This window comes from Mycobacterium adipatum (assembly GCF_001644575.1).
Classification (GTDB): Bacteria; Actinomycetota; Actinomycetes; order Mycobacteriales; family Mycobacteriaceae; genus Mycobacterium; species Mycobacterium adipatum.
Genome location: NZ_CP015596.1, coordinates 4141003 through 4162363, shown reverse-complemented (window position 1 = coordinate 4162363; position 21361 = coordinate 4141003). Strand labels below are relative to the sequence as shown.

Sequence of the window (21361 nt, the reverse complement as noted above, 5' to 3'; positions counted from 1 at the left end):
GACCTGCGACTAGATCGATGCCCGGTTCGGCGGCCCAGCGGAATCTGAAGTCGGCAAGGCTTTGCGGCCAGTTCGGGAAGGTAGGCGCGGGCGGTTGTTCGGCGCGGCATCCCGTCAGCCCGGCCAGAACTAGCAGTAACACCGCGCAGCCTCGAATGGCTGGTTTCACACTCGCTATCCTCCCGTGTGCGCCGGCGGAGTGGGGAGCGCGTCCCGGTAGGCGTCCTCGTAGTCTTCGATACCAACCTTCACCGTCGGGTCGATACCCATGAAGTAATCCGTGAAGGCGGAGCGAAAGTCGCCGAAGTCGTTCTGTGTGATCGGCTTGAGTTGGTTGGTCGCGGGGTCGATCAGGCCGAACTCCTGGAAGACGGCCGGGTCGCCTAGGTTGGCGTCGATCAATCGTTGCGCCACGGCGTACTGCATCATTTCCGAACTCTGCTGGGCGATGTAGGTTGGGTCGGAGCCTACGGGTGCATCGCCGACGAAGATCTGGTGCAGCGGATCTCCGGGAATCTTGTCGTTCCAGCCCAGAATCGTCGAAACACCGGGGACCTCCCCGCCGATCGTTTTGGCGACGTCGAACCACATGCCGCGGCTCTCGTAGGCCTTCACGTCCTGCAGGTTGCCGTACGCGATGGCGTCGTTGTCGGCAATGTTGGCCGCCGAATCGATCACGCCGCGCAGCGTGCCCGCGGATTGCAGATCGCCGGTGGTGACCGTGCCGCCGTCGATGATGGACTGCTCAAAGTTGGCTTGGTACTGCAGGCCGTTGAGATAGGCCTGGCTGTTCAGGATGGTCGCGGCTTCCGGATCGGTGTCGATCACGGCGAACAAATCTCGCATATGAGGCATCTCTGGGTTCGTCAAGTCGTCCAGCGGGCCGAAACCTGTGGTGTTGTCAAGCGGATTGTCGAGCATGTCGTCTATGTAGAGCTTGTTGGCTTCTGCGAGGGCTCGGGTGAGCTCGGGGTTGACCTGGCCGAGCGATTGGTTCTCAGTCCCCGGAATGTTGAGCAGATCATTTGCATTGTTACCAATCCAATCATCGACCGCATGCATGGTTTGCCCGGCGCGGGTCGCCTGCTCCACCTGGGTAGGGTCGGCCAGGTCGGTCGGTATGGCGCCGGTGCCGTTGAGCAGGGTTCCAGCCGCGGCACCGTCGTCCGCCCACTGATGTGTGAACAGGTCGCCGATGAACTCGCCATTCTCAGATCCTCTCAGCGCACCATGCACGGCCATTTGGTCGCGCCCCGCCGCGGACAGCATGTCTTGCAGCGCCGGGTCGACGAGCCTCTGAGACATATCGGCGTTGCCCTCCCACGGAATGTGGGGAGGACTGTGCAAACCGTGCAGGATCTCCTCTGACTTGTCGAGCAGTGCCGCGTCCATCGCGGTGCCCTGCTGCAGCGCGGGATCTCCTGCCGACACGATCGCCGCCACGTCGCGGTAGTTGTTGATCTCGGGGAACGGTTTTGCCATGTCGGGCATATCAATTGTCGGGTTGCCCTGCCCGTTGGTGCCTTGGGTCGGTACGGCGGGCCCGCGCGTCGGGCGTTCGAATGTTTCTCGGATACCTGACGGCAAGTGCTGCATGCCGCCTTGTGTCGGGACGCCTTCCGCGGGGTCGCCTGCGGTGGTGATGTTCTCGTTGCCCAGCAGTTGCAGCGCGTCTGTGACGGCGCCCCCGTTCTGGCCGTTGGCGTTCATCTGGTCGATCATCGAGCTGATCTCGGCGGGGCTCTTGCCATCCAGCGAGCGCGACAAATTGTTCAGGTATTCCATCTGACTGGTCGGCAACACCAGCTCACCCCGTATCAACGCTTCCTGCTGTTCGGGCGTGAGGGTGGTGTTCTCCTCCAGCCGCGCCATCTCCTCGGGGGTGAGCTGCCCGTCCTGAAGGGACTGTCCGTCGTTGGTGCCTTGCTCGCCGGGGATCCCGGGGTCACCGCCGGTCGCTGCGGTCAGGACTCGGGCCAGGTCGGCGTCGGCTTCCTCGGCGGCGGCCAACACTGCCGTCATCTTGTTCTCGACCTCGGCGGTCTTCGCGACCAGCGCGTCGATGTCTTCCTGGGACCACCCAGTGGTATCCGGCGGGACTACCGAATTGGTGGCCAGATCGATCTGGACATGTGGTGCCGCAGCCGCGAAGTCCAGGAGACTTTGCAGCTCGTTCTTCACGGTGCGAACGTCCTGGGCGGATTTCTGCGCGCCGAGCGAGACCAACATGGCTTCCTGCTGAGAGATGGTCAGCTTGGCGGCCGATTGCTCGAGTGCCCTTTGCGCGGCCTCGCCTGATTCGCCCTGCCACGTCTTGAATACCGATAAGTTGCGCAGGGACTCGGCGGCTTCGCCACTGTTGCGAGCACGCTGGGCGGGCTTGTCAAGATAACTGTGTAAGTAGTTGCGGCCGTTTCGGTTTGGTGGGGTCTCTTTAGATCGGGAGTCGGTCGGGGAATTGGATGGCGAAGGCGTTGAGCGCTTCGGTCCAGCGGTAGGTTCCTGATCCTGGGTTTGATCCTCGTTTCTGGTTGATGTTGCGGATGGCCAGATACAGCAGCTTGAGCGCTGCGGCATCGGAGGGGAACGAGCCGCGGGCTTTGGTGACTTTGCGCAGCTGGTAATTCAGCGACTCGATGGCGTTGGTGGTGTAGATGATCTTGCGGATCTCGACCGGGAACGCCAGGAACGGCACGAACTCGGCCCAGGCCCGGTCCCAGACCGCGACCGCCCCCGGGGATTTGGTCTTCCATTCGGCCCGGAAGTCCTCCAGGGCCAGTTTGGCGGCCTCTTCGGTGGCGGCGGTGTAGATCGGGCGCAGCGCAGCGGCCATCTTCTTACGGTCGGTGTAGGAGGCGTAGCGCATGCTGGCCCGCAGCAGATGCACCACACAGGTCTGGATGATGGCCTGGGGCCAAACCGCGGTGATCGATTCCGGGAGCCCGGTCAGCCCGTCACAACAGACGAACAACGCATCCCGGCAGCCCCGGTTACGCAGCTCGGTGAGCACTCCGTGCCAGAACTTGGCGCCCTCGGTCTGCTGGATCCAGACCCCCAGGACCTGCTTGATCCCATCGACGTCGACCCCGATCACCACGTGGGCGGCCTTGTTGGCCACCACGCCGCCGTCGCGGATCTTGAGCCGGATCGCGTCGATGTAGAGGATTGGATACACCGGATCGACCGGCCGGGACTGCCACGCGGCGATCTCATCGGCCACCACGTCGGTCACCCGCGAAATCGTGGCCGCCGAGACCGTGGCGCCGTAGACCTCGCCCAGGTGCTCGGTGATGTCGCGAGTGCTCATGCCACGGGCGTACAGCGACAAGATCATGTCTTCGACCTGGCCCAGGCGGCGTTTGCGTTTGGGCACGATCTGCGGGTCGAAAGTGCCGTTGCGGTCGCGTGGGACCTCCAGATCTACCGGGCCGGAGGTGGTCAGCACGGTCTTGCGGCCGTGGCCGTTACGGGAGTTGCCCGAGCCGTTGCCGGCCGGATCCCCGTGCTCGTAGCCGAGGTGATCGGCGATCTCGACATCGAGGGCACGTTCGAGCACGGACTTAGTGATCTGGGCCAACAAGCCATCAGGGCCGTCGATCGGGGTGCCAGAAGCCTCGGCATCGGCCAACAGCGCATCCACAGCAGCCGCCGGCAAGACCTGCGCCAGCTTCGCGGCAGCCTCATCGGCAGACGATTCAGAACGAGACAAAGCGATTCACTCCTGTCCGGTGGCCAGCATGCCTGACCACCATTCAGGCCCAACCACTTACACAGTCAATGAGACACGCCCCGCTGGGCTGCCGCCTCGGAGACCTCATCGATCTGCTCGGGGTCCCAACGCGCAACGTCGGCCAACGACGTCGTCAACGACTACAGCCCCATCGAGCCGAGGGGTGAACTGGCGGCGTCGATGGCCGCCTTGGATTGAGAGTCGGTGCTCGCATACATCGATGCGGCGGACCTGAGTGCCTCCACGTGATCGATCAGTTCGCTGTAATGCGCTGCAGAGTCGTCCTCCCACTTGGTTGCGGCTGCGGCCAGCGCTGTCGAGCTGGTACCGATCCACCCGGACTTGGCAGCTGCAATGCGGGCATGCGCCGAACCATGATCTGAACGCAAGGTTTCAGCAGCAACGTCGACATGGTCGGCGGCCATCGAAACCTCCGCCGGATCAACCCGCAGACGCTCCCCGCCCATCCGAATACCCCCTTGACCAATTCAACGCTGAATCTCTTTTCCGATACTATCGCCGCGCGCTCGCACGCCCTGACACCAATTTTTGGTCGGCAGATTCGTAGCCACGCCGTCCACAGTGAGATACTGGTCGGAACATCATGGCCGTTTCCCTTCCGCTCGTCTTCGACGCCCCGCGACGCGCACTGCCGCCGCGGCACCTCGCCGACCTCGATGCGGACGAACGGGTGTCCGCGGTGGCCGAGCTGGGTCTGCCCAAGTTCCGGGCAAAGCAGCTGGCCAACCAGTACTACGGGCGTCTCATCGCCGATCCGCGCGAGATGACCGATCTGCCCGCCGCCGTGCGCGACCAGGTCGCGGATGCGCTGTTTCCGGACCTGATCACACCGGCCAAACAGATCCAGTGCGACGCCGGGGAGACCCGAAAAACGTTGTGGCGTGCGGTCGACGGCAGCACCTTCGAGTCGGTGCTCATGCGCTATCCGCAGCGCAACACCGTGTGCATCTCGTCACAGGCCGGGTGCGGGATGGCGTGCCCGTTCTGCGCGACGGGCCAGGGCGGGCTGCAACGCAACCTGTCCACCGCCGAGATCCTCGAACAGGTGCGGGCCGCGTCGGCGACCATGCGGTCCGAGCATGACGGCAGGCTGTCCAACATTGTCTTCATGGGCATGGGGGAGCCGCTGGCCAACTACAACCGCGTACTGGCCGCCGTGAAGCGCATCATCGCCCCGCCGCCGGAGGGTTTCGGCATCAGTGCCCGCTCGGTCACGGTGTCCACCGTCGGGCTGGCACCGGCGATCCGCAAACTGGCCGACGAGCGGCTCGGTGTCACGTTGGCGGTGTCGCTGCACACGCCCGACGACGAGTTGCGCGACACCCTGGTGCCGGTCAACAACCGCTGGAGCGTCGATGAGGTACTCGACGCCGCGCGCTATTACGCCGATGTGACCGGCCGTCGGGTATCCATCGAGTACGCACTTATCCGCGATGTGAACGACCAGCCGTGGCGCGCCGACCTGCTGGGTAAGAAACTCCACAGCAAGCTGGGGCCGCTGGTGCACGTCAACCTCATCCCGCTGAACCCGACACCGGGCAGTGAATGGGACGCCAGCCCCAAACCCGTCGAGCGTGAGTTCGTGAAGCGGGTCATCGCCAAGGGCGTGTCCTGCACGGTGCGCGACACCCGTGGCCGCGAGATCGCGGCGGCCTGCGGGCAATTGGCCGCCGAAGGCTGACCGGTCAGCCGCCCGGCGGGTTGCTGAACCAGATGTTCTCCTCGCGCAGGCTCCGGCTGCGCCAACCCTCGGCGGTGCGTACGAGTGCGTGGTGGTAGTACCCGCCGCATGCGCTCTGCGCGGTCATCCCGGGCAGCTGCATCGGGTTGTAGAACATGGCCTGCACGGTGGCCCTGTCGCCGTCGATATCGGCCTCGATATTGGTGATGTAGTGCATGCTCCACGGAATCGTCGCGAAACCTGCTGAGAGCCAGTCGATCACCTCGTCCCGCCCGCCCGCGATGGCCCCCGCGGACGTGTAGTCGATATGTGCGTCGTCGGTGAACACCGACCGGTACAGCGCCCAGTCCTTGGTGTCCACCGCGCGGGCGTAGCGGGCCAGCAGCGCCTGGATCTCCAGTTGATCCTCGGCCCAGCTCACTCGGGCATGCCGATGGTCTTGGCGGTCAGGTATTCCTTGTAGCCCTCGGCGCCGTTGCGGTAGCCCAGACCGCTCTGCTTGGTGCCGCCGAACGGGCTGTCGATACCGAAGTGGCTCTTGCCATTGATGGTGACGTTGCCGGTGCGCATCCGGGTTGCCACCGCAAAGGCCCGGTCCAGATCGCCGCCGCTGACCTCCCCGGACAGTCCGTAGATGGAGTTGTTGGCGATCGCGACGGCTTCGTCGTCGGTGTCGTAGGGGATGACCGCCAGCACCGGCCCGAAGACCTCGTCCTGCGCGATCCGGCTGTCCGGGTGCACATCGGCGAGCAGGGTGGCTTGGGTGTAATAGCCGACGGGTAGTTTGTCCGGTACACCGCCACCGGTGACCAGCCGCGCTCCGGAATCGACCGCCTCTGCGACCATGCCGAGCACCTTCTGCCGCTGGGTCTCGCTGATCTGCGGGCCCTGCATGTTGGCAGGATCCCAGGGATCGCCGACCGGGAAATTCTCCATCATGGTCTTCATGATTTCGATGCCCTCGTCGTATCGGCTGCGCGGCAACAGGATCCGGGACGGCAGGATGCAGGACTGGCCGCTCATCACGCAGGCCATCAGTGCGGCCATCGGCAACGCCATGCCGAAGTCGGCATCGTCGAGCACGATGTGCGCGCTCTTGCCGCCCAGTTCCAGCAGCGTCTTCTTCACCGTCGCCGCTCCGGCGGCCAGGATGGCGCGCCCGGTCGCCGTGGACCCGGTGAAGGTCACCATGTCGACCCGCGGGTCCGCGGACAGGGCCGCGCCGACCTCGTTGGCGTTTGAGGTCACCACGTTGAACACGCCGGGCGGGATATCGGTCTCCTCGGCCACGATGCGGCCGTACTCGCTGCCCGACCACGGGGTGAGCTGCGCGGGTTTGAGCACCACCGTGTTCCCCGCCATCAGGGCGGGCACCGTCTCGGCGATGTTGAGGTACAACGGCACGTTCCAGGGCGTGATGGCGCCGACGACGCCGACGGCTTCGTAGTGGATCTTGCGCCGAGCCGGCCCCAGCGGAGTCTGGTGCACACCGTTGTCGGCGAGGTAGTCGAAGTTCTTGCCGTGTTCGGCCCAATGTTTGACCTCGTCGATCGGGCTCTCGATCTGGCTGCCGGTCACCTTCACCGGGCAACCCACCTCGGTGATGAGCACCCGGCGCAGATGTTCCTTGTTGCGTTCCAGCGCCGCGTGCAGCTGGCTGAGGCAGTGATAGCGGAAGTCGAGGTCGCGGCTCCAGTCGGTCTCGTCGAAAGCTCGACGTGCCGCGCCGACCGCACGCGCCATATCGTCGACGGTTCCGTCTGTCGCCTGACCGGCGACGAGTTCGGTGGCCGGGTCGATCACATCGAACAGTGTGCCGCCGGCAGTGAGCTGGAGCTCCCCGTCGATGAGCATGCGTTGTTCGCCGGCCAGGACTCCTGTGCCATCAGCAATGCTGGTCATCTGCTCAGCATTACAAATCCGAGCGGCAGTGTCAGCCCGTTGGGGAGAATCGGCTACTTGATGCCGACGGCGTGACGCAGCTGCGCGAGGAACTGTCCCTCGTCATCGCTGCGGACGATGTAGTGCGAGATGGCCACTCTGATCGCGGTCGACGCCTTCACCTGGGCGTTGGACCCGGACAGGAGTTTGAGCAGCCGCGCGCGCATCACCGGTATGACATGCGTCAGCTGGGCGATGACCACCTCGGGTTCGATGTCGACGACCCGGACGCCGGAATAGGACTGCTGGTACTCGACGATGAATCGCAGTGCGGCATCCAGCTTTTCGGTACCACGCAGGCCGGCGGTGGCGGTGCTGATGCCGGAATCGAACATCTCGCGCTCGTAGACCCCGAACGCCCCCAGCAGTTCCTCCTTGGAGGCGAACCAGCGGTACAGCGTCGGTCGGGACACCCCGGCCTGCAGCGCCACCTCGGACAGGCTCAGCTTCGTCTGTCCGCTGCGTCCGAGCACCTCGGCCGTCGCGGCCAGTATCCGGCGCCGCGTCGAGGTGTCCTCGGCGGCGTCGGAGTGCGCGGATAACGGCTTGTTCACGGTATCGATGGTAGTGGTTGTGCCATCACAAAGATGCCTTCAGCGCGCAGACCGTGTCGAGATCCTGCAGTGCGGACACAGCTCTGCCGAGACCTTCGAGGGCGATGCCCTCGGCCTGCATGCCGCCCATTCCGGCGGTGATCAACGTCGCGACGTAGGCGTAGAGCGCCGCCTGCCGGTATCGCAGCCACAACTCGTCGCGGTCCATGTGGGGGCCGCCCTCGGCGTGTAGTGCTTCGCGGTAGACATCGAGCAGGTCGCGTTGGTGCTCCACCCGCACGGCGGTGGCCATGCCGGTGATCAAGGCATAGGACAGTTCGCGGGAGGGATGCCCGCGGCGCACCGCCTGCCAGTCGAGCAGGCCGGCTTTTCCGTTGCGGAAGTAGACATTTCCTGGATGTGCGTCGCCGTGCATCAGGGTGTGCGGACCCCGGTCGATCAGGCTGGCCACTGCCCGGTAGTTGTCATTGACGAACTGGCCCGTGCGCACCGGTATCGAGGTCCTGCGCTCCAGGCGGCGGGCTGAGGCGTTGGCCAGCGACCCGGTCAGCAGCGAGGTCGCGTCGGCGGATGCACTGTAGACCCAGGGGTAAGGGTCAAGTCGGCGCCAGAAGGTGGCGTGCACCCGTGCCAGCAGTTCGACGACGAGTGCCGCGCGATCGGCATCCAGCGGATGCAGGGTGTCGGGGAACTCACAAACCGCCAGTCCATCGGCCGTCAGATCCTCCAGCACCAGCGCGAAGCGGCCGGTGACGGGATCGAAGGTGGCGCCGTGGCAGGCGGGCACATCGGTGAGCTGGGCGGAAAGTTCGCGGTAGAACCGCACCTCGGTAGAAGCGAGGCGCCCCAGCTCACCGATCATCCGGGTGGCTGCGGTCTCGGCGGGCATCTTGACGAACACGGTGGCGGGCACATCCTCACCGGTCAGTGCCAGTCGGGCGCGCGACGAGGTGCCGGCGTCCCCGTCGAGCAACGACACGGCGGTGACGGTCCGCCCGAGCAGGGCCGACAAGTACGCCGCATTCAGACCGGTGATGTGGCGGGGGATGGCGCGCGCTCGCCCGAAGACGCCGTCGGTTGCGATACGTTGCATGCCGCGCCCGAGGTGTGCGGCCAGCCCGAATGCGGGGGCTACGCTGCTGACCTGCGGAGGCATCGTGCAAGCTTACAAATCAATTCAAGAATGTAAAGCCTATTGGAGGATTCCGATGTCCGGACCGATGGACGGATTCCGGGTCGTGGAACTCGGCGTCTGGGTGGCGGCCCCCGCCGCGGGGGCGATTCTGGCCGACTGGGGTGCCGATGTCATCAAGATAGAACCGCCGGCCGGCGACCCGGCCCGCTCGTTCGGTCGGATGATGGGACTCGACAGTGACCTGGGCACCGCGTCCAACCCACCGTTCCAGATGGACAACCGGTCCAAACGCAGCATCGTGCTCGATCTGGCGACCCCGGACGCGCGTCGGACCGCGGTCGAACTGATCACCGGCGCAGACGTTTTCCTCACCAATATCCGTCCGGCCGCGCTGGCCCGGCTGGGCCTGGATTTCGCGACGATGGCCACGCATAACCCGCAGCTCGTCTACGGACTCATCACCGGCTACGGCACCGACGGCCCCGACGCCGACCGCGCGGCCTATGACGTCGCCGCGTTCTGGGCGCGCGCCGGGATCGCCGATCTGCTCACCCGCCCCGGCGACACACCGCCCTTCCAGCGCGGCGGTATGGGGGATCACTCCGCGGGCATGACGCTGGCGGCTGCCGTGTGCGCGGCACTGCTGGCCCGGACGCGCACCGGCACCGGGCAATTGGTCACCACCTCGCTGTACCGGCAGGGCGCATACACGGTGAGCTTCGATCTCAACACCCTGCTGATGTCGGGTCAGCAGGTGGCCATCGGGCAGCGGGAGACGATGGCGAACCCATGCATGAACAACTACGCCGCCGGTGACGGCAGGCGGTTCTGGATTGTCGGCCTGGATGTGGTGCGGCACTGGCCGTCGCTGTGCCGCGTGGTCGGACGTGAGGAATGGCTGTCGCGGTACCCGACGCCGCGGGACCGGTTCAACGGCGCCCGCAGCATCATCGCCGAACTGGACGCCATCTTCGCGACGAGAACCCTGCCGGAGTGGGAACAGGTCTTCGCCGCAGAGCCCGACTTCTTCTGGTCGCCCATCAACTCGCTCGACGACGTGGTGGCCGACGATCAGTTCCACGCGGCCGGCGGCATCGTGTATGTACCCGAAGGGGACTCGAGCACACCGATGGTGGCCAGCCCCGCCGACTTCTCGGCCACGCCATGGCATCCGCGCGGCCCGGCGCCCGGACTCGGCGAGCACACCGAAGAAATCCTTGCCGAGCTCGGCGGCGCTCAGGGCGATTGAGGCGGGTGTCACGGACTCCGCGATACTTTACAAATTGCCACTGAAGTGTCACGCTGATGCTGCCGCGGCGGGGTTGTCGCGGGCCCGCAGGAGGGAATATCGCGTGACAGTTGCCAGCACGCCGCAGGCGCGCGAATACAGCCCGTTCGACATCACCTCACATGACTTCTGGAGCCGGCCGTTCGACATTCGCGACCAGACCTTCGCCCGCTTGCGGGCACTGGACGGGATCAGTTGGCACCGGCCGTTGCCGACGCTGTTCGAGATCGAGGAGCCGGGCTTCTGGGCACTGACCCGGCGTGCCGATCTCCAGTTCGCCAGCCAGAACCCGGATCTGTTCACCTCCGCCCAAGGAGTCGCCCTCGATCCGATGCCCGCCGACGTGCAGAAGTTCGCAACCTTCTTCCTCGGCATGGACCCACCACAGCACACCACCTACCGGCGACTGATCAGTTCCGCCTTCACCCCGCGCAATGTGCGTCGGATCGAGGAGCAGATCCATGCCAATGCCGTCGCCATCGTCGATGACCTCGTCGGCGCCGGCGACATCGATTTCGTCGAAGCATGTTCGGGACGGCTACCGATGCGGACGATCTCGGACATGCTTGGGGTGCCCGTAGCCGATCAGCCCGCGCTGGCCAAGGCCGCCGAGAAGCTGTTCAGCATGAGCGATGACGAATACTCTTCACTCGAAGAGCGTGCCGTGGACACCATCAACGAGATCATGCTCATCTCGAACACCGGTGTGGAACTCGCCAAGTTCCGCCGCGCCAACCCGGGCGACGATCTGATGACCAGCATCGTCAACGCCGAAGTGGACGGGCACCGGCTCACCGACGAGGAGATCGGGGCGTTCCTCATCTTGCTGGCTTCAGCGGGCAACGACACCACCAAACAGTCGACCACGCACGCGATGCTGGCACTGGCCGCCAATCCGGGCCAGCGGGATTGGCTGATGGAGGATTTCGAGAGCCGGATCGGGACGGCCACCGAGGAGTTCGTACGGTGGTCCACCCCGGTACTGCAATTCGCCCGGTTCGCCACCCGGGATGTCGAGATCGCCGGGCAGCAGATCAACGCCGGCGACAAGGTGGGGCTGTTCTACTGTTCGGCCAACCGCGACGAGAGCGTGTTCGCCGACCCGCACGCGTTTGACCTGAGCCGTTCACCCAACCCGCACGTCGGCTTTGGCGCGGGTGGTCCGCACTTCTGCCTGGGTAATCAGCTGGCCAAGAGTGAGCTGCGAAACATATTCCGCGAGTTGCTGACCCGGCTGAAGACTATCGATCTCGGTGAGCCCGACCTGTTGTACAGCAGCTTCGTGCACGGCATCAAACGGCTGCCCGCGCACGTGCGATGAGTACGCGCCACCTCGTCACCGAGTCCATCTGCGGTGTCGACGACACGGCCATCGCCGCGGCTCTCGAACAACTTTCGGTGCCGGCGCTGATCGCCTCCGTCGTGCAGATCACCGGTGACCCCTCCATCATCCGCGGTCCGATACGCCCGGTGCAGTTCGTGCAGAACGAATTCCAGGGAATGCTCGACGAGCAGAGCAAGGCTGCATTGCGGCGTACCGCGCTGGCTGCGATCTGCGCGTGGCGCGACGCCGGGTGTCCGCCGGCGCCGCCGCCCGAGACCGCAGTGATCCGCGAGTTGATGGACTGGATTGCGTGCGAGCCGGTGCCCGATGACAACGCGGCGCTATATCTGGAGGAGATGGACCTGCACGGCCGCAACCCGCGTGCCATCGCCGTGCACGGGTTGGAGTCGCCACCGGGCTTCTCGGTGCTCATCATCGGGTTCGGCGCCTCGGGTCTGCTGGCCGCGATCCGGCTGCGGGAGGCCGGAATCCCGTTCGAGGTCGTCGACAAGAATCGCGATGTCGGCGGAACCTGGTTCGAGAACAGCTATCCGGGCTGTCGAGTCGACGTCGCGAGCCACTTCTACTCGTACTCCTTTGAGCACGTCCGCGATTTCAGCGCCTACTACACCCGTCAACCCGAGCTCCACGACTACTTCCGTGCGGTGATGAAACACCACCGGATCGACGATCATGTGACCTGGGGCCGGGAGGCCACCTGCGCGCAGTGGGATGACGAGACGAAGCGGTGGACGGTGACACTGCGCGGTGCCGACGGATCAACCGAGCAGCGCAGCGCCTCGGCCGTCATCTCCGGCGTCGGCTTCCTCAACCGGCCGCTCATCCCGGAACTACCCGGTCTCGAAAGCTTTGCCGGACCGGCTTTCCACTCTGCCCGGTGGGACCATGCGGTGAATCTGAGAGGTAAGCGGGTCGCCCTCATCGGGGCCGGCGCCAGCGGCTTTCAGATCGGACCCGCGATCGTCGACGAGGTCGAAAGTCTGGTGGTATATCAGCGGACTCCGCAGTGGATGGCGCCCAACCCGCGCTACCACGCGGCCGTCACCGACGGTGAACGGTGGGCGATGCGCCACCTGCCGGGCTATGCGCGTTGGTACCGCTTCATGCTGATGTGGCAGTCCAGCGACAAGATGCTGGAACTGGTTCGGGCCGACCCGAACTGGCACGACTTCCCGCGCACCGCGAACGCGTCGAGCGCCGCCCGGCGTGAATTCTTCGTCAACTGGATCGAGGAGCAGGTCGGCGACGTTCCCGACCTCGCCGCCAGGGTCACCCCGGAGTATCCACCGATGGCCAAACGCATGCTGCAGGACAACGGCAGCTGGTTGCGCTGTCTCAGGCGTGAGCACGTGTCGCTGGTCAATGAGCCGATCACGGAAATCGATGAGAACTCGGTCAGTACCGCCGCGGGGCGCCACGACATCGACGTCATCATCCTGGCGACCGGATTCCGGGCCTCGGAGGTGCTGTGCCCGATGCGGGTGATCGGGCGTGACGGTGTGCCGATATCGGAGGTGTGGGACGGCAAACCCGGCGCTTTCAACGGCATTTCGGTACCCGGGTTCCCGAACTTCTTCATGATGGCGGGGCCGGGGACCGGGCTGGCCCACGCCGGCAGCGTGATCTTCATGCTGGAATGCCAGATGCGCTACATCGGTTCTGCGCTGCGAACATTGATCGAGCGGGGCAAACGCACCATCGAACCGACCGCCGATGCCTACGCGCGCTACAACCGCGAACTTCAGGACGAGGTCGCCACCCTGATGTGGGGCCACCCTTCGATTGAACACTCCTGGTACAAATCACCCGATGGTGGTGTGTACGTGCTGAGTCCGTTCGGGTCGGTGGAGTACTGGAAACGCACTGGTGTGCTCGCCGATACGGATCACCTGCTGGGCTGAGACCAGCGAACTGTCCCCAAGGCCCTCGGAGATTTTCTTGCGCAGGGCCCTTGCGCGGGGCCGTGATTCGGCGTAGCATCGAACATAAGTTCGAATGTGACGTAGCTCCCGGATGACGGTTCGTTGAGCTGCAGACCGCGACTTCGGTCGCCGCGAGGTTCGTTGCGTCCTGCGGGACTTAATGAACCGTAGTACCAACTGATCGTGCCCTTGTGTGGGCACCTTCTGTGAAAGCCGGTATCCCTATGGACGCCACCCATCTCGACTCATTTGTTGATGCGTTGATCGATGACCTCACCCCTGCCGCCGTGCGGGATGGGGATCGCACCCTGTTCCACCTCCTGGACAGCCCCAGGCGGATTCGTGATGACCAGGCGGTGGTGGCGGTGCTGGCGGCCGCGGTCACCCTGCGCAACCTGGCCGACCATGTGATCGCCTCGGCGGTCGCGGCCGCGGAGCGGGCCGGGATCCCCGCCCGGCGGCATCTGCGCACGGGGGCCGATCTGCTCACCAGTATCGGGGTCGCTCCGGGTGCGGCGTATCGGGCGGCGCGGGTGGGGCGGGCGGCAGAGGCCCTGCCGGCGTTGACGGCGCAGCAGCGTCTCGGTGGGGTCGGGATCGAGTTCGCCGACGCCGTCGGCAAGGGCGTCGCGCATATCGAATCCCGTGTCGCGTTGTCCGATGACGAGCGCGCCGAGGTTGTCAGGGCGCTGATGGTTCAGACCACTCCGTCGGGGGTGGACAAGACGGCCCGCGGGATCGCCATCGAGAAGGTCAAATCCCACCCGGTCGACGACACAGCGGTGCCAGTGGCGGAGAACACCGACCTCAACGACATGAGCGTGGTGCCGACCGGCGACGGTCGCCTCAGCGCGACCCTGGATCTTGATGTGCTCACCGGCGAAGAACTGCTCGCCGCCCTGGACCCGCTGTGCCGGCCGGTCCCGCTGCCGGACGGATCCCCGGATCCCCGACCGGTCGGGCGGCGCCGCGCCGACGCCTTCGGGCAGATCCTGCGCACCTACCTGTCTGGTTCGGGGCGCCCGATGAGCGGTGGGGTGCTCCCGCACGTCACCCTCATCCGCCCCACCACAGCCCGTGTGGACTTCCTCGGGTTCGGCGGGCCGATCAGCACCGCGACCGCGGAGCTGATCGCCTGTGACAGCACCCTCACGACGGTGCTCGTCGACGCCGCCAGCGCACCCCTGGACGTGGGACGCAGCGAACGGCTCTTCACCCCCGCGATCCGCAAAGGCCTGGCGGTCCGCGACGGCGGTTGCGCGCACCCCGGCTGCGGGCGGCCGGTGTCCTGGTGCGACGCCCACCACATCATCCCCTGGGAGCATGGCGGCACCACCAGCCTCGACAACGGGGTCCTGCTGTGTCGGCTGCACCACACCGCCATCCACCACGGCGGCTGGCAGGTCTACCTCGGCCCCGACCGCCACCCCTGGTTCATCCCACCCCATGCCCCGGGCACACCCGAGCCGGCGCACCTGCGCTCGCACGCCCGACGCACCATGACCGACCTACCCACCGCCGCATAACCACACCTGCACCGCACCTTGACAACTGGACAGAGAAAACCGCCCGCACAGCGGGTCCGGCGGCACAACACCCCGCCGGACCCGCCACGGCGCACCGGGACACCACCGAAGCGGACCGCCCCAGCGACTCCGCTCTAGCGACTCTGCCTGCGGCGCACCAGCACCGACTGCTGGATGGCGCCGACGGCACCCTGCTCGTCGAACAGCGTGCCCAGTGTGGTGCCGATACCGTCCGGCCCGTAGCTGGTCTCGGCGCGGATGCCGATCCACGATCCTTCCGGCACGCGGTGGATGTGCACCACCAGGTCGGTGTTGAGGAAGGTCCACTGCCGGATGTCGATCTTGGCGCCGATTCCGTTCGCATCGTCGGCGACCGCAAACAACCGTTGCAACGGTGTCATCGTCTCGCCCTTGACCACATCGACCGTGGGACGTATCCAGGATTCACCCGGTCCGTCAGCCAAAGGTATTGTCAGCCAGCGCCAGTCGACGCTGTGCAGATAGTTGCTGTCCCAGTCCTTGGCCATGTCCCGACTGCGGGCCTCGGCCAGCGACCGCAATGCCGGCGCGGGCGAATGCAGCATCTCGGTGGTGTCCTGCTTCTGCAACCGCCAGCCGCTGGCGCGCGCGACCGGTCGCGGCGAGCCGTCCGGGCCGGGAGCGAACATCTCGGCGGTGATCAACTCGATCTGCGCACCCGAGCGCTCGCGGCGCGACCGCACCCACAGATCACCCTCGGCGGGCACCGGGCCCAGCAGATCGACCAACACGCGGCTGAGCCGGGTGTCCTCCCGCTGCTCGCAGCGTTCCAGCGCACGCACCAACAGCGCCGACGGCGGGGCGCCGTGCTGGATGGATGCCGACCAGGTACTGCGCACCAGGTCGGTGGCGGCGAATCGCTCGCCGACGGGGTCGTCGGCGTCGAGGAGTTCGTAGTAGCAGTCGGACACGGTTGTTGTCTCCAGTGGGTCAGGGAGCGGGGATGTCGACGCCGATCACGTCGAGCGTGGACAGCGTGGTGCCGACCAGGCGGTCGGGGTAGGCGTCGGTGGCCGACAGCAAGAACAGTGCGCGGTCTTCGGGGCCGCCCAGCGCGCAGGCGATCGCGGTGCGATCACCCATTTCGATACGGTCGGTGACGCCCTCGGCGGTGATGCGGTCGAACCGATGGGACAGTGTCATCGCGGTCCACACGCCGCCGTCGGCATCCACCGCCAGCCCGTCGGGCGGACCGTCCAACCCGGCGGCGAACACCCGGCGGTGGTGCAGGGCGCCGGCATCGTCGACGGAGTAGGCGCTCAGGCGCCGGCCGGTGGACTCGGCGACCACGAAGGTGCCGTCCGGGGTGATCACCATGCCGTTGGGGAAGCTCAGATCCTCGGCGACCACCGTCGCCTGGTTGTTGCGGTCCAGTCGGACGATCACCCCGCCCTCGCGGGCCTGCGCACCGACATAGGCGCGACCATCGCCGTCGACCACCATATCGCCGAGACCGGCCGGCACCAGATCACCCAGATCGGCCACCAACGACACGCTTTCGCCGTCATAGGCCAGGATCTGACGTCGCTCGGTGGATACGATCAACAAGGTTCCATCCGGCCGGAAGCCCAGCCCGGACGGCGCGTGGCCGGGCAACGGCAATGTCGACATCTCGCCCTGCAGGGTGACAGTGTGCACGGCCTCGCCGAGCATGTCGGAAAACCAGACCAGCCCCTCGAACCAGCGCACGCCTTCGCCGAAGCAGAACCCGTTGGCCAACGGCTGCACTGTCATGGGGTCACGATAGCGGACCCGACGGCGGCACCTTTACAAAACACTCGTCAAATGTCACGCTCGCTGGGTGCGTAAATACCACCGCCACACGCTGCTGTATCTGCACGAGACCATCGGGCTGGGCAGTGGTGGGAGCGACGAATTCACCGAGCGATTCACCGGCGTCTATCAGCCCATGATGGAGCAGCTCGGGGCCCGGCTGTTCGCACTGTGGGAGACCACCCCGTACAACGGGAACTGGCCGCAGATCACCATCATCTGGGAGATCGACGCCTTCGCCGACTACGCCCGCATCGGCAGGGCGCACGCGCGTGGCGGTAGCCATGCCCTCGCGGCCGCGGAATGGGCGGCCTACCTGTCCGGGATCGGCGCGCACGGTGAAGGTCGGATCATGTACGCCGCGCCGCAGAACCGCAGCCTGGCCCAATTGCGGGAGGAGGGCTTCAGCGCCGAACTGGTCATCCAGGAGATCATGCACACCAAGCCGGGCAGGCAGGACGACTACATCCGGGAACTGGAACGGCTGTACGTACCGTGGTCGGAAAGCACCGGTAAACGCTGGCTCGGGTCGTTCACCACAACGTTCCGGTTCAACGAGGTCATCCACTACTGGGCGTTGGACGGCGGGTGGGACTGCTTCGAGAACCACTACCCATCCTGGAAGGATGCTCCGCCCGCCGAGATCGTCACCTGGATGTCCGTCGCACCCGCGCTGCGGGACGGCTGGGAGGATTCAATCCTGGCCGCACTACCGGGCTCGCCGCTGCAGTGAAAGCCACTGTGATGTCGGACTTCTCGTACGATCCCTTCGACCCGGCGGTGATGGCCGACCCCCTGCCGTACTACCGGGTGCTGCGGGATGAGCATCCGGTGTACTACCTGCCGAAGTGGGACACCTACGCACTGTCCCGGTTCTCCGATATCTGGGACGCGCTGCGGATCACCGACGGCACCTTCGTGGCATCCGAGGGGACGCTGCCGTCCGCGGCGGTACTGCAACGGCACAACAGCGGCCCGGTGGCCGATCCGCCGCTGCACCCCATGCCCTTTCACGCGAACTTCGATTCGCCGGTGTACGAGAGCGTGCGCCGCTGCACCTCCTCGCCGTTCCGGCCCCGCTCGGCGGCCGGTTGGGCCGAGCGCATCCGGACGCTGGCCAATGAGCGTCTCGACGAGTTGTTGCCGCGCGGGACCTTCGACCTGACGCAGGACTACGGCGGGCATGTCGCTGCGGCGATGGTCTGCGAGTTCTTGGGTCTGCCGGTGGAATTGGCGTCCGAGGTGCTGGCGGCCGTCAACGCGGGCAGTCTGGCGCAGCCGGGGGAGGGCGTCGAGGTCGCCAACTCGCGCCCGGGCTTCCTGTCCTACCTCACACCGATCGTCGAGCGGCGCCGTGCGGAGGGCGCCGACGGCAGCGTGCCCATCGCCGACAGCCTGATCAACTTCGTGCTGCCCGACGGTTCCACATTGAGCGATTCCGAGGCGGCCACCCAGATGCTGGGTGTCTTCATCGGCGGCACTGAGACGGTGCCCAAGGTCACCGCCGCCGGCCTGTGGCAGCTCGCCGAGCATCCGGATCAGCTCGCCGCGGTGCGTGCCGATCTGGAGCACAATGTGCCGATCGCACGGGAGGAGATCCTGCGTTACACCGCGCCGGCCCAGTGGTTCGCCCGAACGGTGCGCCGCCCGTACATGATTCACGGCACCACCATCCAACCCGGTCAACGCGTCATCACGCTGCTGGCCTCGGCGGCCCGCGACGAGCGCGAGTACCCGAACCCGGATGCGTTCATCTGGAACCGGCCCATCGAACGGCTGTTGTCGTTCGGGCACGGTCAGCACTTCTGCCTCGGTGTGCACGTCGCCCGCCTGGAGGTGACGATCCTGATGCAGGAGTGGTTCAGGCGGGTCAGCGACTACCGCATCCTCAGCGAGTCCGCCTCGCGGCCTCCCTCGAGTTTCCAATGGGGCTGGAACAGTGTCCCCGTCGACGTGCATGCGGAGGGCGGCTAGATGTGGTGTTACCGGTTGGTCGCGCCGTTCACCTTTCAACGCGTCGAGGTGCCCGAGCCCGACCCGACCCGACTGGCCGACGGCCAGGTCCTGCTGCGGTTTCTGGCCGCCGGGATCTGCGGTAGCGATCTGCCCGGTTTCCGGGGCACGCAGGGCAGGCTTCCCGCGGACACCGGACGCTGCGCCGCGGAACTGGATGGCTTCCCGATCCACGAGATCGCCGGTGAGGTGCTGGCCAGCACCCATCCGGCGCACGCGGTGGGGGACCGGGTGGTGGGCTGGGCCTCCGGATTCGACGGACTGCAGGCACATGTGGTCGCCGACGGCGACGGATTGTCCGGCTACGCGGCGGATCTGACGCCCGCACAGGCGATCGGACTGCAACCGCTGGCCTGCGTGCTGTACGCCGTCGAGCAACTCGGAGATCTCACCGGCAAGCGGGTCGCGGTGATCGGTCAGGGCTCGATCGGACTGCTGTTCTGCTATGTGGCCAAGGCCGCCGGGGCCGCGCATGTCACCGGTGTGGACCCGGTCGACCGTGCGCCGTTGGCGCAGGCTTTCGGCGTCGACGAGACCGTGCGCGCCACCAGCGATCGCTGGATCCGCCACCTGGAGCCCGCCACGAAGTTCGATGTTGTCATCGAGGCCGTGGGGCATCAGGTGGCCACCCTGGGCCACGCCCTCGAGGCGGCCGCGTTCGGTGCGACCGTGTTCTACTTCGGAGTCACCGATGACGACAGCTACCCCATCAGCATGCGAACCATGCTGCGCAACAACCTGACCCTGAAATCCGGTGTGACCATCCAACGCCGGCGGGTGCTGGCCGCCGCCGCCGAGTTCGCCGCGCGGCATCCGCACCTGCTGCCGGCCTACCTGACCCATACCTTCGGCATCGACGAGGCGCAGGCCGCCTTCGAGCAGGCCTGCCGGCCCGACCCGCAGCGGGTCAAGATCGCGATCACACAATGAGTACGCGACTGCAGAGCGCCCTTGCGGCCAAGGAACGCGTCTGGGGTGGCTGGGTAGTGGGCCCGACCATCATCGGGCCCGAGGAGTTCGCGCAGGCCGGCTACGACTACGTCGGATTCGATGTCCAGCACGGCTATCTGGACGATGCCGATGTCGCGCTGCTGTTGCGTCGGTTGGAGCATGTGCCGATCGCCACCGCGGTGCGACTGCCGTCGGCAGCGCCCGCGCCGATCGGCCGGGTGCTCGACGCGGGGGCTGACGCCGTGATCATCGCCATGGTGGAGTCGGCGGATCAGGCCGCCGCCGCGGTGGCCGCGACCCGCTACGCCCCGGCCGGGGTGCGCAGCTTCGGCCCGCTGCGGGCCGCGCTCGGTCATGACACCGCCGCCCTGGAGGCCGCTGCCGGCGTCTACGTGATGATCGAAACCGCCCGCGGTCTTGCCGCGCTGGACGAGATCTGCGCCGTGCCGGGGCTGACCGGCGTGTACGTCGGGCCCGCCGACCTGGCCATCTCGATGGGGCATCGACTCGCCGATATGTGGACCCACCCGGATGTGCGGGCCGCGATGGCCGAGATCCATGTCACCGCTGCCGCGGCGGGACTTGTCACCGGCATTCACGCCGGTACCGGAAAGGCGGGGAAGGCGATGGCTGAGATCGGTTTCCGGATGATCACCCTGACCTCGGAATCCCAGGCACTGCGTCGCGGTGCGGCCGCCCATCTCAGCGAGGCGCGGTGATGACGCACCCGGTTGCCCTGGTGACCGGGGCGGCCCGGGGACAGGGTGCGGCGATCGTCGCCCGACTGCACGCCGACGGGTTCCGGGTGGCGGCCTGCGATCTGCTGACCGACGAACTACTCGCCAGCACAGCGCAATACGCCCACGGAGTCCTCGCGCTGGAACTCGACGTCACCTCCGAGGCGCAGTGGCACGCCGCGGTGGCGGCGACCATCGAGGGGTTCGGAGCCTTGAGCGCACTGGTGAACAACGCGGGTGTGCTGCACCGCGCGGCCATCGCCGACGAGACCGCCGCAGGGTTCGAGAACAGTTGGCGGGTCAACTGTCTGGGCCCGTTTCTCGGCATCCGGGCCGCGCTACCGCATCTGACCGAAGCCGAGAGTGCTTCGATCGTGAACACCTGCAGTACCAGTGCCATCCGGCCGTTCCCGAACCACAGCGCCTACGGCTCGTCGAAATGGGCGCTGCGCGGCCTCACCCAGGCCGCCGCGGTGGAACTCGCACCGGCGGGCATCCGGGTCAATGCGGTATTCCCCGGTCCGATCGCGACCCCGATGCTCGATGAACGCACCCAGGATCGGCTGGCCCAGACCTCGGGCCGACTCGGCACCCCGGCCGAGGTGGCCGACGCGGTGGCGTTCCTGGTGTCGGCCAACGCCTCGTTCATCACGGGGTCGGAAATGGTGATCGACGGTGGCCAGATCCTGCGGATCGGTTAGTGCG

The 21361-nt window shown here is 66.4% G+C and carries 19 protein-coding genes; 10 read left to right on the top strand and 9 right to left on the bottom strand.

From position 1 onward, the window contains the following. Window positions 1-174: 174 nt before the first annotated feature. The 3 genes from A7U43_RS19750 to A7U43_RS19740 all read right to left on the bottom strand — a co-directional run bounded on the left by A7U43_RS19750 (window position 175) and on the right by A7U43_RS19740 (window position 4155). The gene (locus A7U43_RS19750) at window positions 175-2229 is read right to left on the bottom strand and encodes a TPR repeat domain-containing protein (RefSeq protein WP_067998628.1); all 2055 of its coding nucleotides are present in this window, start codon (window positions 2227-2229) and stop codon (window positions 175-177) included. A 205-nt stretch (window positions 2230-2434) separates the two neighbouring features. Beyond that, window positions 2435-3667: an IS256 family transposase gene (locus A7U43_RS19745; RefSeq protein WP_082902442.1), complete on the bottom strand. Its 1233-nt coding sequence runs from the start codon at window positions 3665-3667 to the stop codon at window positions 2435-2437. 203 nt (window positions 3668-3870) lie between these two features. Next, window positions 3871-4155, bottom strand: a complete 285-nt coding sequence (locus A7U43_RS19740) for a WXG100 family type VII secretion target (protein ID WP_197499876.1) — start codon at window positions 4153-4155, stop codon at window positions 3871-3873. Window positions 4156-4334: 179 nt separating this feature from the next. On the opposite strand from A7U43_RS19740, the gene rlmN reads away from it, so the two are divergent. Beyond that, on the top strand, window positions 4335-5432 hold the full coding sequence (rlmN, locus tag A7U43_RS19735) for a dual-specificity RNA methyltransferase RlmN (protein WP_067998621.1): 1098 nt from the start codon (window positions 4335-4337) through the stop codon (window positions 5430-5432). A gap of 4 nt (window positions 5433-5436) precedes the next feature. On the opposite strand, the gene A7U43_RS19730 is transcribed toward rlmN, so the two are convergent. The 4 genes from A7U43_RS19730 to A7U43_RS19715 are packed head-to-tail and all read right to left on the bottom strand — an operon-like array spanning window position 5437 to window position 9083. Continuing rightward, the gene (locus A7U43_RS19730; RefSeq protein WP_067998620.1) at window positions 5437-5853 is read right to left on the bottom strand and encodes a nuclear transport factor 2 family protein; all 417 of its coding nucleotides are present in this window, start codon (window positions 5851-5853) and stop codon (window positions 5437-5439) included. Further along, the gene (locus A7U43_RS19725; RefSeq protein WP_067998618.1) at window positions 5850-7334 is read right to left on the bottom strand and encodes an aldehyde dehydrogenase family protein; all 1485 of its coding nucleotides are present in this window, start codon (window positions 7332-7334) and stop codon (window positions 5850-5852) included. The genes A7U43_RS19730 and A7U43_RS19725 overlap by 4 nt, the downstream gene beginning before the upstream one ends. Before the next feature lie 53 nt (window positions 7335-7387). After that, entirely contained in the window at window positions 7388-7927 is a 540-nt protein-coding gene (locus A7U43_RS19720; RefSeq protein WP_067998616.1) for a TetR/AcrR family transcriptional regulator, read from the bottom strand. Between the two features lie 25 nt (window positions 7928-7952). Beyond that, window positions 7953-9083 carry a phosphotransferase gene (locus A7U43_RS19715; RefSeq protein WP_067998614.1) on the bottom strand — a complete coding sequence of 377 codons (1131 nt, stop codon included), beginning with the start codon at window positions 9081-9083 and terminating at the stop codon, window positions 7953-7955. A gap of 52 nt (window positions 9084-9135) precedes the next feature. On the opposite strand from A7U43_RS19715, the gene A7U43_RS19710 reads away from it, so the two are divergent. The 4 genes from A7U43_RS19710 (at window position 9136) to A7U43_RS19695 (ending at window position 15143) form a co-directional block, all read left to right on the top strand. Next, window positions 9136-10311: a CaiB/BaiF CoA transferase family protein gene (locus tag A7U43_RS19710; protein WP_067998613.1), complete on the top strand. Its 1176-nt coding sequence runs from the start codon at window positions 9136-9138 to the stop codon at window positions 10309-10311. A gap of 103 nt (window positions 10312-10414) precedes the next feature. Then, window positions 10415-11671: a cytochrome P450 gene (locus A7U43_RS19705; RefSeq protein ID WP_067998610.1), complete on the top strand. Its 1257-nt coding sequence runs from the start codon at window positions 10415-10417 to the stop codon at window positions 11669-11671. Then, window positions 11668-13596 carry a flavin-containing monooxygenase gene (locus tag A7U43_RS19700; protein ID WP_067998608.1) on the top strand — a complete coding sequence of 643 codons (1929 nt, stop codon included), beginning with the start codon at window positions 11668-11670 and terminating at the stop codon, window positions 13594-13596. Before A7U43_RS19705 ends, A7U43_RS19700 begins: the two co-directional genes overlap by 4 nt. A 245-nt stretch (window positions 13597-13841) precedes the next feature. Beyond that, on the top strand, window positions 13842-15143 hold the full coding sequence (locus A7U43_RS19695; protein WP_067998606.1) for an HNH endonuclease signature motif containing protein: 1302 nt from the start codon (window positions 13842-13844) through the stop codon (window positions 15141-15143). 134 nt (window positions 15144-15277) lie between these two features. On the opposite strand, the gene A7U43_RS19690 is transcribed toward A7U43_RS19695, so the two are convergent. Together A7U43_RS19690 and A7U43_RS19685 are read right to left on the bottom strand one after the other, a co-directional pair. Further along, entirely contained in the window at window positions 15278-16093 is an 816-nt protein-coding gene (locus A7U43_RS19690; protein ID WP_067998604.1) for a thioesterase family protein, read from the bottom strand. A gap of 19 nt (window positions 16094-16112) precedes the next feature. Then, window positions 16113-16916: an SMP-30/gluconolactonase/LRE family protein gene (locus A7U43_RS19685; protein WP_067998602.1), complete on the bottom strand. Its 804-nt coding sequence runs from the start codon at window positions 16914-16916 to the stop codon at window positions 16113-16115. A gap of 67 nt (window positions 16917-16983) precedes the next feature. Here A7U43_RS19685 and A7U43_RS19680 point away from each other — a divergent pair, with 67 nt between their 5' ends. Genes A7U43_RS19680 through A7U43_RS19660 form a run of 5 tightly spaced genes read left to right on the top strand, consistent with a single transcriptional unit; the run spans window position 16984 to window position 21357 of the window. Continuing rightward, a complete protein-coding gene (locus tag A7U43_RS19680; RefSeq protein WP_067998601.1) occupies window positions 16984-17688 on the top strand; it encodes an NIPSNAP family protein in 705 nt (234 codons plus the stop codon). Between the two features lie 11 nt (window positions 17689-17699). After that, window positions 17700-18929, top strand: coding sequence for a cytochrome P450 (locus tag A7U43_RS19675; protein WP_067998598.1), 1230 nt, complete (start codon window positions 17700-17702; stop codon window positions 18927-18929). After that, entirely contained in the window at window positions 18930-19898 is a 969-nt protein-coding gene (locus A7U43_RS19670; protein ID WP_067998596.1) for a zinc-binding dehydrogenase, read from the top strand. Further along, window positions 19895-20638, top strand: a complete 744-nt coding sequence (locus A7U43_RS19665; RefSeq protein ID WP_067998594.1) for an HpcH/HpaI aldolase family protein — start codon at window positions 19895-19897, stop codon at window positions 20636-20638. The genes A7U43_RS19670 and A7U43_RS19665 overlap by 4 nt, the downstream gene beginning before the upstream one ends. After that, entirely contained in the window at window positions 20638-21357 is a 720-nt protein-coding gene (locus A7U43_RS19660) for an SDR family NAD(P)-dependent oxidoreductase (protein ID WP_067998593.1), read from the top strand. Before A7U43_RS19665 ends, A7U43_RS19660 begins: the two co-directional genes overlap by 1 nt. Window positions 21358-21361: the final 4 nt, after the last annotated feature.

Coding starts and splice junctions, on each gene's coding strand:
- A7U43_RS19750 (WP_067998628.1), bottom strand. CDS start 2,229: ATGTTGGTCTCGCTCGGCGCGCAGAAATCCGCCCAGGACGTTCGCACC.
- A7U43_RS19740 (WP_197499876.1), bottom strand. CDS start 4,155: ATGGCCGCCGACCATGTCGACGTTGCTGCTGAAACCTTGCGTTCAGAT.
- rlmN (WP_067998621.1), top strand. CDS start 4,335: ATGGCCGTTTCCCTTCCGCTCGTCTTCGACGCCCCGCGACGCGCACTG.
- A7U43_RS19725 (WP_067998618.1), bottom strand. CDS start 7,334: ATGACCAGCATTGCTGATGGCACAGGAGTCCTGGCCGGCGAACAACGC.
- A7U43_RS19715 (WP_067998614.1), bottom strand. CDS start 9,083: ATGCCTCCGCAGGTCAGCAGCGTAGCCCCCGCATTCGGGCTGGCCGCA.
- A7U43_RS19710 (WP_067998613.1), top strand. CDS start 9,136: ATGTCCGGACCGATGGACGGATTCCGGGTCGTGGAACTCGGCGTCTGG.
- A7U43_RS19700 (WP_067998608.1), top strand. CDS start 11,668: ATGAGTACGCGCCACCTCGTCACCGAGTCCATCTGCGGTGTCGACGAC.
- A7U43_RS19695 (WP_067998606.1), top strand. CDS start 13,842: ATGGACGCCACCCATCTCGACTCATTTGTTGATGCGTTGATCGATGAC.
- A7U43_RS19685 (WP_067998602.1), bottom strand. CDS start 16,916: ATGACAGTGCAGCCGTTGGCCAACGGGTTCTGCTTCGGCGAAGGCGTG.
- A7U43_RS19675 (WP_067998598.1), top strand. CDS start 17,700: ATGTCGGACTTCTCGTACGATCCCTTCGACCCGGCGGTGATGGCCGAC.
- A7U43_RS19670 (WP_067998596.1), top strand. CDS start 18,930: ATGTGGTGTTACCGGTTGGTCGCGCCGTTCACCTTTCAACGCGTCGAG.
- A7U43_RS19665 (WP_067998594.1), top strand. CDS start 19,895: ATGAGTACGCGACTGCAGAGCGCCCTTGCGGCCAAGGAACGCGTCTGG.
- A7U43_RS19660 (WP_067998593.1), top strand. CDS start 20,638: ATGACGCACCCGGTTGCCCTGGTGACCGGGGCGGCCCGGGGACAGGGT.